This window comes from Agrobacterium sp. 10T429 (assembly GCF_056393925.1).
Map to the genome: position 1 here is coordinate 838,013 of NZ_JBFTGV010000002.1, position 13,204 is coordinate 851,216.

The 13,204-nt window shown below is 58.9% G+C and carries 16 protein-coding genes; 14 read left to right on the plus strand and 2 right to left on the minus strand.

Features of this window, described 5'->3' with window-relative positions:
- Nucleotides 1-19: 19 nt before the first annotated feature.
- The 5 genes from AC1DCP_RS09100 to AC1DCP_RS09120 all read left to right on the plus strand — a co-directional run bounded on the left by AC1DCP_RS09100 (nt 20) and on the right by AC1DCP_RS09120 (nt 5,661).
- On the plus strand, nt 20-1,906 hold the full coding sequence (locus tag AC1DCP_RS09100) for an ABCB family ABC transporter ATP-binding protein/permease (protein WP_112152841.1): 1,887 nt from the start codon (nt 20-22) through the stop codon (nt 1,904-1,906).
- 164 nt (nt 1,907-2,070) lie between these two features.
- On the plus strand, nt 2,071-2,769 hold the full coding sequence (locus AC1DCP_RS09105; RefSeq protein WP_003512305.1) for a phosphatidylserine decarboxylase: 699 nt from the start codon (nt 2,071-2,073) through the stop codon (nt 2,767-2,769).
- A gap of 23 nt (nt 2,770-2,792) precedes the next feature.
- Nucleotides 2,793-3,662 (plus strand): CDP-diacylglycerol--serine O-phosphatidyltransferase, encoded by an 870-nt coding sequence (pssA, locus tag AC1DCP_RS09110; RefSeq protein ID WP_003512304.1) that lies wholly within the window; start codon nt 2,793-2,795, stop codon nt 3,660-3,662.
- A gap of 172 nt (nt 3,663-3,834) precedes the next feature.
- A complete protein-coding gene (locus AC1DCP_RS09115; RefSeq protein WP_003496883.1) occupies nt 3,835-3,966 on the plus strand; it encodes a hypothetical protein in 132 nt (43 codons plus the stop codon).
- Between the two features lie 402 nt (nt 3,967-4,368).
- On the plus strand, nt 4,369-5,661 hold the full coding sequence (locus AC1DCP_RS09120) for a GGDEF domain-containing response regulator (RefSeq protein ID WP_013635817.1): 1,293 nt from the start codon (nt 4,369-4,371) through the stop codon (nt 5,659-5,661).
- Nucleotides 5,662-5,736: 75 nt separating this feature from the next.
- Here the strand turns inward: AC1DCP_RS09120 and AC1DCP_RS09125 are convergent, their stop codons facing one another.
- Together AC1DCP_RS09125 and AC1DCP_RS09130 are read right to left on the minus strand one after the other, a co-directional pair.
- Nucleotides 5,737-6,498 carry an SOS response-associated peptidase gene (locus AC1DCP_RS09125; protein ID WP_111783192.1) on the minus strand — a complete coding sequence of 254 codons (762 nt, stop codon included), beginning with the start codon at nt 6,496-6,498 and terminating at the stop codon, nt 5,737-5,739.
- Nucleotides 6,499-6,508: 10 nt separating this feature from the next.
- Nucleotides 6,509-6,832, minus strand: coding sequence for a YnfA family protein (locus AC1DCP_RS09130; RefSeq protein WP_026330795.1), 324 nt, complete (start codon nt 6,830-6,832; stop codon nt 6,509-6,511).
- A gap of 106 nt (nt 6,833-6,938) precedes the next feature.
- On the opposite strand from AC1DCP_RS09130, the gene AC1DCP_RS09135 reads away from it, so the two are divergent.
- The 9 genes from AC1DCP_RS09135 to AC1DCP_RS09175 all read left to right on the plus strand — a co-directional run bounded on the left by AC1DCP_RS09135 (nt 6,939) and on the right by AC1DCP_RS09175 (nt 13,096).
- The gene (locus AC1DCP_RS09135) at nt 6,939-7,355 is read left to right on the plus strand and encodes an NUDIX hydrolase (RefSeq protein ID WP_003512297.1); all 417 of its coding nucleotides are present in this window, start codon (nt 6,939-6,941) and stop codon (nt 7,353-7,355) included.
- A 178-nt stretch (nt 7,356-7,533) separates the two neighbouring features.
- A complete protein-coding gene (locus tag AC1DCP_RS09140) occupies nt 7,534-7,974 on the plus strand; it encodes a TIGR02301 family protein (RefSeq protein WP_003512294.1) in 441 nt (146 codons plus the stop codon).
- A gap of 105 nt (nt 7,975-8,079) precedes the next feature.
- Nucleotides 8,080-8,337, plus strand: coding sequence for a hypothetical protein (locus tag AC1DCP_RS09145; RefSeq protein ID WP_003496894.1), 258 nt, complete (start codon nt 8,080-8,082; stop codon nt 8,335-8,337).
- A gap of 14 nt (nt 8,338-8,351) precedes the next feature.
- Complete coding sequence (locus AC1DCP_RS09150) at nt 8,352-9,119, plus strand: hypothetical protein (protein WP_026330794.1); 768 nt, start codon at nt 8,352-8,354, stop codon at nt 9,117-9,119.
- A 190-nt stretch (nt 9,120-9,309) separates the two neighbouring features.
- A complete protein-coding gene (gene ygfZ, locus AC1DCP_RS09155; protein WP_035251747.1) occupies nt 9,310-10,158 on the plus strand; it encodes a CAF17-like 4Fe-4S cluster assembly/insertion protein YgfZ in 849 nt (282 codons plus the stop codon).
- 2 nt (nt 10,159-10,160) lie between these two features.
- Nucleotides 10,161-10,796, plus strand: a complete 636-nt coding sequence (locus AC1DCP_RS09160) for an HD domain-containing protein (protein WP_003512289.1) — start codon at nt 10,161-10,163, stop codon at nt 10,794-10,796.
- Nucleotides 10,793-11,311 (plus strand): tyrosine phosphatase family protein, encoded by a 519-nt coding sequence (locus AC1DCP_RS09165; RefSeq protein WP_003512287.1) that lies wholly within the window; start codon nt 10,793-10,795, stop codon nt 11,309-11,311. The genes AC1DCP_RS09160 and AC1DCP_RS09165 overlap by 4 nt, the downstream gene beginning before the upstream one ends.
- Nucleotides 11,312-11,390: 79 nt before the next feature.
- Nucleotides 11,391-12,212, plus strand: coding sequence for a mechanosensitive ion channel family protein (locus AC1DCP_RS09170; protein WP_112152840.1), 822 nt, complete (start codon nt 11,391-11,393; stop codon nt 12,210-12,212).
- A gap of 200 nt (nt 12,213-12,412) precedes the next feature.
- A complete protein-coding gene (locus AC1DCP_RS09175) occupies nt 12,413-13,096 on the plus strand; it encodes a metal-binding protein ZinT (protein ID WP_003512283.1) in 684 nt (227 codons plus the stop codon).
- Nucleotides 13,097-13,204: the final 108 nt, after the last annotated feature.

Consider the following 13,204-nt stretch of genomic DNA (forward strand, 5'->3'; position numbering starts at 1 on the left):
GCAGTGCCCGGAGCAAATGATGGCCACCAAGAAAAAAACCATTTCGGCGGATTCCAGCAATCCCACGCAAACCCTCATTAACCTCTGGCCCTACATGTGGCCGGAAGGCCGCCTTGACCTGAAAATGCGGGTGATCTGGGCGACGGCGTTTCTCGTTATCGCCAAGCTGGTGCTGATCCTCGTTCCCTATTTCTTCAAATGGGCAACGGATGCGCTGAACGGCAAGCTGGACATGGTCGGGCTGGTTCCGGCCTTCCTGCTCGGTGCTGTCGCGCTTGTCATCGCGTATAATCTGACGCGGCTGATACAGGTCGGGCTCAACCAGCTGCGCGATTCGCTGTTTGCCAGCGTCGGCCAGCATGCCGTGCGCCAGCTCGCCTACCGAACCTTTGTGCACATGCACCGGCTTTCCCTGCGTTTCCATCTGGAGCGCAAGACAGGCGGGCTTTCACGGGTTATCGAGCGTGGGACCAAGGGCATCGAAACCATTGTCCGTTTCACCATTCTCAACACCGCACCGACCTTCATCGAATTCCTGCTGACGGCGATCATTTTCTGGACCTCCTACGGCTTTTCCTATGTGCTGGTCACGGTTGTCACCGTCTGGGCCTATATCTGGTTCACCGTGCGGGCCAGCAACTGGCGCATCTCTATTCGCCGCGCCATGAACGACAGCGATACCGACGCCAACACCAAGGCGATCGATTCATTGTTGAACTTCGAAACCGTCAAATATTTCGGCAATGAGGAGATGGAGGCGAAGCGCTTTGACGTCGCCATGGAGCGTTACGAAAAATCGGCGATCTCGATCTGGACGTCGCTCGGCTGGCTGAACTTCGGCCAGGGCGTGATCTTCGGCATCGGCTCCACTGTCATGATGGTGATGTCGGCGATGGCCGTGCAACGCGGCGAGCAGACCATTGGCGATTTCGTGTTCATCAATGCGCTTCTGCTGCAGCTTTCGGTACCGCTGAACTTCATCGGTTTCGTCTATCGTGAAATTCGCCAGGGATTGACCGACATCGAACAGATGTTCGAACTTCTCGAGGTCGAGGCCGAGGTTACCGACAGGGCGGATGCGAAGCCGCTTGTGGCCGGACCGGGTGCCATTTCCTTTCGCGACGTGCATTTCGCCTACGATCCGGAAAGACCGATCCTGAAGGGCATTTCCTTCGATGTGCCTGCGGGCAAGACGGTGGCGATCGTCGGTCCTTCGGGTGCCGGAAAATCGACGATCTCGCGGTTGCTTTATCGTTTCTACGATATTCAGGAAGGCGCCGTCACCATCGACGGGCAGGACATTCGCGACGTGACGCAAAAGAGCCTGCGCTCGATGATCGGCATGGTGCCGCAGGATACCGTGCTGTTCAACGATACTCTCGCCTACAACATCCGTTACGGACGCCCTTCGGCAACGACCGAGGAGGTCACGGCAGCGGCGGATGCGGCCCAGATCAGCGCTTTCATCGGCAAACTGCCGGAGGGTTACGCCACCATGGTTGGCGAACGCGGCTTGAAACTTTCCGGCGGCGAAAAGCAGCGCGTGGCGATTGCCCGAACCATTCTGAAAGCGCCGCCGATCCTCATTCTCGATGAAGCGACCTCTGCGCTGGACACCCACACGGAACAGGAAATCCAGAGCGCGCTTGATATCGTTTCGAAAAACCGCACGACGCTGGTCATCGCCCATCGCCTCTCCACCGTCATCAGCGCTGATGAAATCATCGTGCTGAAGGAAGGTTTGATCGCCGAGCGCGGAACCCACGCCTCGCTGATGGCACAGAACGGGCTTTATGCCTCGATGTGGAGCCGCCAGCGCGAAGCCATTCGCGCAGAGGAAATGCTGCGCCATGTTCGCGAAACCGACGATCTTGGCGTTGTGGACCGCGGCGAACCCGCGCATTGACGGGCATAAACCCCTGACAACAGGGCGGCACACCAACCGGACCATTGCCGGGCGGGGAGTTTGGCTGTAACCAGCTAAGCGAACTTTGTCGCATGCCCGTATGGATGATGTCGTATCACGACCATATACAGACACGGCAGGCGGAAACCGGAGCAAGGAAACTTATGAATCTGTTCGACACCATTCGCAACACCATCGTACCGATCCACAAGGAAGGCTACGTCTTCGTGGCCGCCTTCTTCGTCGCATCGCTGGTGCTCGGCTGGATATCCGAACCGCTGTTCTGGGTCGGTCTGGTGCTGACGGCCTGGTGCGCCTACTTCTTCCGCGACCCCGAGCGCGTGACGCCGCAGGATGACGACCTGATCATCAGCCCTGCCGATGGCAAGGTGTCCGCCATCCAGACCGTCGTTCCGCCGCTGGAGCTGGAACTCGGCAAGGAGCCGATGGTGCGCATTTCGGTGTTCATGAACGTGTTCAACTGCCATGTGAACCGCGCGCCCGTGCGCGGCCGCATCGTCAATGTCGCCTACCGCCCCGGCCTCTTCCTCAATGCGGAAGTGGACAAGGCCTCCGAAGACAATGAGCGCAACGGCCTCGTCATCGAGACAGCGCATGGCAAGGTTGGCGTGGTGCAGATTGCCGGCATGGTCGCCCGCCGTATCGTCTGCTGGGTCAAGCCGAATGAACCAGTTGATGCCGGCGAGCGTTTCGGTCTTATCCGTTTCGGTTCGCGCCTCGATATCTTCCTTCCCGAAGGTTTTCAGCCGCGCGTTTCGGTAGGCCAGACGGCAATTGCCGGCGAAACCGTTCTGGCCGAGTTCGGCTCCGCCAAGGGTCCGGTCCTTAGCCGTCGCGGCTGACGAAAACAGGAAGGGCATGCGCCATGGAAACGCCGATCTCGGAGCCGCAACAGAACGGAAAACATGAGGGCCGCAACGACAGCGGCCGTGGGCCGCGCCTGAGGGAAATTCCCTTTCGCCTCGTGATACCCAACCTCATCACCGTTCTGGCCATCTGCGCGGGCCTGAGCGGCGTGCGCCTTGCCATTGAAGGCCGGTTCGAGCTGGCCGTGGGCATGGTGCTCCTTGCCGCCTTCCTCGACGGCATCGACGGGCGCATCGCCCGGATGATGAAGGCGACATCCAAATTCGGCGAACAAATGGATAGTCTGGCAGACATCGTCAATTTCGGCGTTGCCCCTGCCCTCGTCGTCTATATCTATATGCTCGATCAGGCGCGTTCTATAGGCTGGATCGCCGCCCTCATCTACGTGATTGCCGCAGGCCTTCGTCTGGCGCGCTTCAATGTCATGATCGAGCGCCCGGTGAAGGCGCCGTGGCAGAACGAATTTTTCGTGGGCGTTCCGGCGCCGATGGGCGCCATGCTGGTGCTCCTGCCTGTTTATCTCGGCTTCCTTGGTGTCGAGCCGGGCAAGCCCTTCGCCTATATCGCCGCCGCCTACACCGTGTTGATCGGTTATCTTCTCATCAGCCGCCTGCCGGTCTGGTCGGGGAAGTCAGGTACCAGCCGCATTCGCCGCGATCTGGTGCTGCCGATGATCCTCGTCGTCGTGCTTTACGTCGCGATGCTGATGAGCTTCACCTGGGAGGTACTGGTTCTGACGGTTGCTGCCTATCTCGTGTTCATCCCCATCAGCGCCCGCCTCTGGCACCGCCGTTATGGCACGCTGACGATTGAGGAAGACGCGCATGACGACGCCAATGGCGGCAACGGCCTCGATCGCGGTATTTGAAACCGCAGGTATTATTTTTCTCCCACGAACCGTCGTTTGACGTGACACAAAATGTCGCAGCCCGAAAAGCGGGCTTCGCTTTCTTTCGCCTCGAATCCGTCAAGATTACCCACGAAAGAAGTAGCTCACACGCATCGAAACGGCGATTGACGTGAATTGTGGAGAAAGAGAAATGACGAACGAGACGAAGGCACAGCCGCAGGCGAAGCCCGACCTCAATAGCCACTACCGACCGCTCGGACTGAAGGCCGTTGCGGCCGCAGCCCTGATGCTGAAGCGCAAGCCCGCCGCCAAAACCGCTTGAAAACGTTCGCTTTTCTTAAAAGCACAGCATCCAAAGCCTCGCAGACTTTGCGATGGTAACGGTCAATCCGAAAAAACACCCGGTTAAATGTGCGGCGCTAATATTAGCGCCGTCTCCGTTTGTACGGCCCCCATCAATAACCGCATAACCGGCCTGTTTTATAAAACTTCCCGATCTGTAACGAAGCTGCAACCAAAACGAAGTAAAGTATTCGACTTCCACGGGACGACTGTACGGATAGTCTCGCATCGACTACTGAGCATCAAAAAAATTTCTACTTTAGCGATTCTTCCTGCTACAGCGAACAAGGCCGATTTTCGATGCCGTTGACAGGCGGTATCGGACCAATTCGGATGTTGCGGGAAAACCAACGAAGACGGGCCATGGGGGGCTTCATACGGCATGCAGGATAAAATCCTTCTGATTGAAGATTCCGTTGCTCTTTCCATGCTGCTGAAGTCGCGGCTTTCGGAGGAAACGCCAGCCGAAGTGATCCATTGTGACAGCATGGCGCAGGCCGATATTCTGCTGCGCGCCCATGATTTCACGCTGGCACTCACCGGTCTCAATCTGCCCGATGCGCCGAAGGGTGAAATTCTCGCACTTCTTGCCGACCACAAGGTGCCGGCGATCGTCTTCACCGCCACGGTGGATGAGGAGGCGCGCAAGCGCTACGCCGAAAAGAAGATCATCGACTACATCGTCAAGGATGGCCATCGCACCGTTGATGCCGTGGTGAAAACGGTCGACCGGATTTTGACCAACAGACTGTTTTCCGTGCTGGTAGTGGATGACGTGCGGACGGCGCGTTCCGGCCTCGTGGAAATCCTCGAACGGCAGAATTTCAGGGTCAGCGAAGCCCATTCGGGCAAGCAGGCGCTGGAAATCCTGTCGCAGGATCCATCGATTCAGCTTGTCATCACCGATTACCATATGCCTGACATGGACGGCTACGAGCTGACGCGCCGCATCCGCGACAGCCGTTCCTCGGAAGACCTGCGGGTCATCGGCATCTCGTCCTCCACGGACCGGCTGCTTTCGGCAAGCTTCCTCAAGGCCGGGGCATCGGATTTCGTCTACCGTCCCTTCGTGCCGGAAGAATTGCAGTGCCGCATCGACAACAATATCGAAACGCTGAAACAGCTGAAACGGCTGCGTGAACTGGCAGAGCGGGATCATCTTACCGGATTGCCGAACCGCCGCTCCTTCTTCGAGCGTACGCGGGCGCTGATGGACGTCATCAACGACAATGACGAGAACGGCGCAGTCGCCATTCTCGACATCGACCATTTCAAGAAGATCAACGACACACTGGGGCATGATGCCGGCGACAGGGCGCTGAAGAAGCTTGCCGAACTGCTGCACGACATGTGCCATGAGCAGCGCCACATTCCCGCGCGCCTTGGCGGCGAGGAATTCGCCGTGTTCCTGCGTGGGCTCAATGCGCATGCCGCCTATCAATTCTGCGAGGAGCTGCGCGGCGCCGTCGAAAAGAACGGCCGCCAGCTGAGCGGCAGCAGCCTGGCGCTGACGATTTCGCTCGGTGTCGTGGAAATCGAAAAGGGCGAACCCTTCGACAATCAGCTCAATGCCGCAGACCAGCTGCTCTACCTCGCCAAGGCGAACGGCCGCAACCGCGTCTATTCCGATATCATGATCCAGGAAGGCCTGCAGAAAATCGGGCGAAACGGGTAAGACGGACGCAGGATGGGCAACTGTGGAGTGACCGGGTCGATCCGCGATGACCAGCCTCGAATGCCAGCAAGCACATCAGAACAATGACATCTGGCCATCATCCTTAGGTAGCCTCATTTTCGCGAGCGGCGCGCTTTCCGGCACCGGCTCGATAAGGTCAGCGCCGACATTAGCGACCTTGTTGACCTTGTCCGATACCGGGATCATCTCGAAAAAATCATCCTGAACCGGGCGCATCAGGTCGGCCACCTCGCGCGGCTCCTGCGTCTTGCAATCCAGCCAGCGGCTGAAATCCTCCGGCGCGATTACCACCGGCATACGGTCGTGAATGCGGCCGATCGCGGCGTTGGCAGCGGTGGTTAGGATGGTGCCGGTATCGACCTCGGATCCGTCAGCGGAAGACCACGTCTCCATGAGGCCGGCAAAGGCGACGATGCCGCCGTTCTTCGGGCGGATGAAATAGGGCTGCGGCTTGCCGCCCTCCTCCTTCGGCGGGCGGCGCCATTCGTAAAAGCCGGTGGCAGGCACCAGCACGCGGCGATGGCGCATGGCGGCGCGAAAGGATGCCTTGCCGATGGCCGTTTCCGAACGCGCATTGATGAGCAGGGGGAAATCCTTCGGGTCCTTGACCCAGCCGGGCAGAAAACCCCAGCGCACCAGCATGGCCCGACGGTTGGGCAGGTTACTGCCGCGCTCCTGCCGTTCACCCTCCAGCACGATCAGGATCGGCTGTGTGGGCGCGATGTTGAAACGGGCGGGAAAATCTTCAAGGCCGATCAGGTCGAGATAATCGGCAATCTCTTCCGGTGTCGCTTTGAGCACGAAACGTCCGCACATTGTCTGCTCCTCAGGCCCGGGGACCGAATAAAATGATAGCCGTGCCCGCGAGGCAGACGGCACCGCCGGCGATATCCCATCTATCCGGTACTTGCCCCTCAACGCCCCAGAGCCAGAGAAGCGATGCGGCAATGTAAATCCCGCCATAGGCAGCATAGGCCCTGCCCGCGGTCTCGGTCGGCACAAGCGTCAAAGCCCAGGCGAAAGCGGCGAGCGCCAGCATGCCTGGCAGCAATATCCAGCCTGTCTTGCCAAGCTTCAGCCACGCCCAGAAGGAAAAGCAACCGGCGATTTCCGCAACAGCCGCCAGGGCATAAATAAGATAGACCTTCATTCCACCGTCTTCTGCGTGCACAATCGATCCGATTCCCGAATATACCATCGGTATTCCCGGACCAATATAGACAGGCCCAAGACGGCTGAAACAAGCGAAACCACTCATGACCCTTCGTATCAAGCCCCGCCCCGCCTCCTCCGCCATCGTCCGGAATGGAGATCGGCTGCTGCTCGTGCGCCGTATAAATCCGCCGTCGAAAGACATGTTCGCATTTCCGGGCGGGCGCGGCGAAGAGGGTGAAACGCCAGCAGAGACGGCGCTGCGCGAACTTCAGGAGGAAACCGGTATCGTCGCGCGTAAACCGCAGCTGTTTGCGACCTATGACCTGCCGTCGCGCGACCCCGAAGGTGCGCTGACGAGCCACTATTTCCTCTCCGTCTTTACCGTGGAAACGGACGCGGACCCGGCGGTGACGGCGGCCGACGACGCGGCGGATGCAGGCTGGTTCACATTGTCGGAAATCCGCCGGTTGCCGGCACCGGAAAGCGTCGTCGAATGCGCCGAGCGGCTGCTTGCATGATTGCCAGCCAGGCAGAATCGCTATTATCTAGAGGATGTCGCGCAACACTGTGCAGCAGTTTTGCGATAACGACATGATATAGACCTAAAGCTGACGGGGCGGTCTGAAAGACCGCGATGGCTTTAGGACCAATCCGCCCGCCGGGTGTTCACGAGTATGTGTGGGGCAGAATAAAATTTTGATACGGCCAACCATTTTCCTGTCTTTTTTCCTGACCATGCTTGTACCCGCCGGGCAAGACGGCGTCGCTCATGCGCAGCCTTCGAAGGCTGCTTCCAGTGAGGTTCGCCCGCCGGAAGCACAACCGCCCAAACCCGCTCCCTATGACGACAGGCTGGCACGGCTGTCGGAGATATTGGGGGCGGTGCAATATCTGAGAACCCTGTGCCCTTCCTCCGGTCCGGAGGACTGGCGCAAATCGATGAGCGATCTTCTGGCGGCCGATACGGCCAACGAACCTGAAAGGCGCCAGCGCATGACGGCTGCATTCAACCGTGGATATCGTTCCTTTGCGGCCATCCACAGCAGTTGCACACGCGCCGCCGTCATGGCAGAAGAGGGCTACCGTAACGAAGGGGCAACACTCGCCCAGGAAATTGCGTCCAGGTTCGGAAATTAGCGGATTGTTAACCTCTTTTCGCCGCAGCCCGTGCCGTTTTGATAAAAGGCTGCTAGTGTTGTTAACAGGGTGGTAAGGACTTGCCCGCCCTGTCGAGGATGAAAAATGCAGACGAGCCGTAACGAAATCGACGACATGATCGTGCATGAAAAGATGCAGGTCGCTCTGGAACACCAGAACGAGGCATGGGCTGACGGCATGGCCGACGGCATCGAGCCGGAGATCATCGCCGATGCCGCAATCGCTCTGGCCATGCGCGAAACCATCCGTATGCACGGCGAAGCCGGTGCCGAAGCAATGCTGGAATCGCTGCGCCAGCGCATGCTTGAAGGCGAATTTTCCCCGCAGCGCGTGATACAGTAAAGTCGGGGTCTGTCATGTCTTGCCTGAGCAAGGGGCTTTTGCGCTCTTCCGCCATGCTGTCCATCTTGGCTGCCTTGACCGCCGGGTCCATTGGTTTGCCCAGCCGCGCCTTTGCGCTTTCCGAGCTGAAACCCGCACAAAATACCGAAGGCGAGCCGCAAGCCCAAAGTGGCGAACAGCCGCAACGGCCCCAGGCTCCTGAGCCCGACGAGATCGAAGGTGATTCGGACGGCATTCCACTGCCCGACCCTCTGGTCGACCGTTCCGCCGGTCAATCGACCCAGCAACCCGCCAAGCCGGGCAACACGCCGGAAATGTCGGTCGTTATCGAGCATGATATTTCAAAGGCGCCGGAAGCTGTGCGCAAGCTTCGCCAGCAGATCATCGACGCCGCTTCTTCGGGCGATATCGAAAAACTGCGGCCTTTCATCGCCGCCAGCGACAAGCAGTTCCGTATCGACGGCAATGACAGCGACGACCCGATCGCAGCGCTGAAAAGCTATTCCGGCGACCCCGACGGTCTGGAAGTGCTGGCGATCATCATCGATCTGCTTTCCACGGGTTATGCCCATGTCGACGCCGGCACCCCGGATGAAGCCTATGTTTTCCCCTATTTCTCCGGAAAGCCGCTCAATACGCTGACCGCGCCGGAAAAGGTCGAGCTGCTGCGCATCATCACGGCGGGCGATCTGGCTGATATGCAGGAATACGGTAATTACAGCTTTTACCGCATCGGCATTTCGCCCGATGGCAAGTGGAAGTTCTTCACCGCCGGCGATTGATCGCGCGGCGGTGCTTGCCGTTCTTTTGCAAAAATCCTAACTGTGCGGCATGAGCAATTCAGCAGAAGCGCGTCGCGGTTCTGCAAGTGGAACTGCGCGAAAACAAAAAGAGAGCATTTCTGCAGATTGCCTCGGGCAGCCCTCAGCGACCCTAGCCGGAAATGCTTTCGATGAACCGAACGGTGATGCCATGCCTTCCGCCTTTCTTGCCGACCGCCGCCTGATCAGAGTTTCCGGCACGGGTGCCGAAGAGTTTCTGAACAATCTGATCACGGCCGATGTTGAAAACCTGCCGCAAGGCGAGGCGCGCGCCTCGGCACTTCTGACGCCGCAGGGCAAGATCCTGTTCGATTTCCTGATCACGCGCGATGGGCCGGATTATCTGATCGAATCGGGCGCTGCCGAACAGGATGCGCTGCTGCGCCGCCTGACCATGTACAAGCTGCGCGCGCCCGTTGATCTCAAGGCCGAACCGATAGAAGGCGTAAGCGTTTTCTGGAGCGAAAGTGTGCCGGAGGCGGACGCGAAGGACGGCCGTTTCGCCAAGGCCGGCATCAATCTGTTCCGCGTGCCGGGTGCTTCGGCCTCGGGCGACATAACGGCATATGATGCCCTGCGCATTGAGTACGGAATTGCCGAATCCGGCCGGGATTACGCGTTGCAGGATGCTTTTCCGCATGATGTGCTGATGGATGTGAATGACGGCGTCTCGTTCAAGAAGGGTTGCTTCGTCGGTCAGGAAGTCGTCTCGCGCATGAAACATCGCGGCACGGCAAGACGGCGGGTCGTCACCGTTTCGGCTGAAAGCGCGCTTCCCGCAACCGGAACAGAAATCACCGCCAATGGAAAACCGGTCGGGGCGCTTGGAACCGTTTGCGGCAACACGGGACTTGCCATCGTGCGGACAGACCGCGTTGCCGATGCGCTCGCCTCCGCCACGCCGCTCATTGCCGAGAATGTTCCCGTGACTGTGGCCTTGCCGGCCTGGAGCGGCATCTCCTTCCCCGTCGTCGATCCTGCGGTACAGGCGGAGGAATAGGCGTGGCGCCCGCTAAAAGTCCGCGCGCCTGGCAGCGCATGCTTTCTGGACGGCGGCTCGACCTGCTCGACCCCTCACCGCTCGACGTAGAAATCGCCGATATCGCCCATGGTCTTGCCCGCGTCGCCCGCTGGAATGGCCAGACGCGCGGCGATCATGCCTTCTCCGTCGCCCAGCATAGCCTCATCGTCGAAAACATTTTCTGCCGCATATGTGCGAATGCGACGCCCGACGATATGCAGATGGCGCTTTTGCACGACGCCCCGGAATATGTCATCGGCGACATGATATCGCCGTTCAAATCAGTGGTCGGCGGCGGTTATAAAACCGTGGAGAAAAGGCTGGAAGCGGCCGTGCATCTGCGCTTTGGCCTGCCGCCGCATGCCTCGCGCGAACTGAAAGACCGCATCAAGAAAGCCGATACGGTTGCCGCCTTTTTCGAGGCGACGGAGCTTGCCGGTTTTTCCATTGCCGAGGCACAGAAATTCTTCGGCCTGCCGCGCGGCATCACCCGCGATATGTTCGACATTATCCCGCTTCCCTCGACCGAGGCGCAGAAGCGGTTCGTTGAACGCTTCGAGGCGATCGAGGCGATGCGCGTGGTCAAAACCGGCAACGCGGCTGGAGGGGTTAAATGACTTCCATCGTCGTATCGCCGTTGTCGCGGATCGCGGAAATGGCCGTGAAGCACAAAGCCCGTGAAATGGTGACGCTGATCGCAAAGGAGCAGACCTTTCACCGCCCGGCGGTGATCTCAGCCCAAAGGCACCTGACCCTTGCGATGAATGACATCAGCTTCAAGGGCACCGGCGATCTCATCGCGCCTGACGATGCGCATGTGCTGCGGCTGATCGATTTCGCCCGCGAATGGGACCAGTCCGCACCGCTTCTCATCCATTGCTGGATGGGCGTGTCGCGCTCTCCTGCCGCAGCCGTCATTGCAGCACTCAGCCTTTATCCGGATCAGGACGAGATGGCGCTTGCGCTCAGCCTGCGCACCGCATCACCCTATGCCACCCCCAATGCCCGCATCATCGCAATCGGGGACCGGTTGCTTGGGCGGGATGGCAAGCTGGTGGCGGCAATCAAGACGATCGGCAGGGGCGCGGATACGGACGGCAACGTACCCTTCGTGCTGCCTCTCTCCAACTGACGGCTCCGTTTTTGGCGGAACCCCTGCGGCATCCAGTCGTTACCAAAGTAGAACAGCAATAAGAATCACGGGATAATTCATGGAACAACAGGCAACGGATATCATCGTCGCATCGCAGGCAGCGGTACGGCAGGCGAGCACGCTGGCGGTGCAATATTCCTTTTCGATCATCGGTGCGCTGCTGCTTCTGATCATCGGCTGGCTGGCCGCGACTTTCCTGCAGCGCTGGGCTTTTCAGGGCCTGTCCCGCATCCGCGGCTTCGATGCGACGCTTGCCGGTTTCTTCGCAGGTGCCATCCGTTACGTGGTGCTTATTCTGGTGCTGGTCATGGTGCTTGGCCAGTTTGGCGTACAGACGGCCTCCATTCTTGCGGCACTCGGCGCTGCCGGCCTCGCCATCGGTCTGGCGCTTCAGGGCACATTGCAGAACATCGCCGCCGGCATCATGCTTCTGGTGCTGCGTCCCTTCCGGGTTGGCGAATATATCGAGACTGGCGCCGTGAGCGGCACGGTGATCGAAATCGGCCTGTTTGCGACCGAGCTTAAAACCAGCGATGGGCTTTACCGCCTTGCGCCAAATTCCACCCTGTGGAACGTGCCAATCACCAATTACAGCCGCTTTCCCTCACGCCGACACGAATTGAGCCTGACGGTTAAGAGCGACGAGGATCTGGCTGCGGCGCAGGACATGCTGATACGTGTGGTGCGCTCGGAAAGCCGGGTACTGCTGGACCCCGCCCCCGTTACCTTCGTCGATTCGGTCAGCGCCGACAGCGCCACCGTGAAATTGCGATACTGGGCGCGTAGCGACAATTACTTCGCAACCACGCGTGACGTGACGAAGGCAATGAAGCTCGCTTTCGATGAGCGCAAGGCGGAATTAACCGCACAAACCGCGTGAATTGGGAGCGTCCCAGCCGCTCCCTTCTCCATGCAACTTTTTCCCATATGAAAGCCGGCCCTGAGCCGGCTTTCACCATTTTTCGCGCAAGGGTGGCGGCGGGCGCTCTTGCGTCTGGCAAAGGACGTGTTTATACGACCTATTCGTAATGTTATTACATAACTTACCCTTCGATTTATAACCACATAAGGGCCAGAAGAATGCAAAAAACCATCACCCGCGTCACCGGCGCGCTTGCAATCGGTTCCATGCTGCTGATGACAGCCCCGGCACTGGCGGCCGGAAAAGACAAGACGTCCACCGCGCATAGTCACAGCCACGACCACAGCCATGGCCAGACCGAAGCCGAGAACCAGATCTACAAGGGTTACTTCGAGGATGCGCAGGTGAAGCCGCGAATGCTTTCAGACTGGGAAGGTGACTGGCAGTCAGTCTATCCCTATCTGCTGAACGGTTCTCTCGATGGGATCATGGCGGAGAAGGCAGCCCACGGCGACAAGACAGCAGCCGAATATCGTGCCTATTACGAAATTGGCTACAAAACGGATGTCAATCGCATCACCATCAAGGGCGACAACGTGGCGTTTTATAAGGAAGGCAAACCAACGCAAGGCACTTATGTCAGCGACGGCCAGGAAATCCTGACCTACAAGAAGGGTAATCGCGGCGTGCGGTACATCTTCAAAAAGACCGGCGGCGATGCGGACGCACCGCAATTCATTCAGTTCAGCGATCACACCATCGCGCCTAAAAAAGCCGGCCATTACCACCTCTACTGGGGCAATGACCGCAAGGCACTTTTGGACGAGGTGACCAATTGGCCAACCTATTACCCGTTCCAGATGGATGGCCCTGAGATCGTCGAGGAAATGGCGGCGCATTAAGGCCGCACTCTTCCTGGTTTTCCGCAGCCTGTGGTCAAACCTTGAATTGTCACGATTTCGCCTTCCCCCCAGTGGGGAGAAGGCAACCAATGCGAGTTGATACGGCTC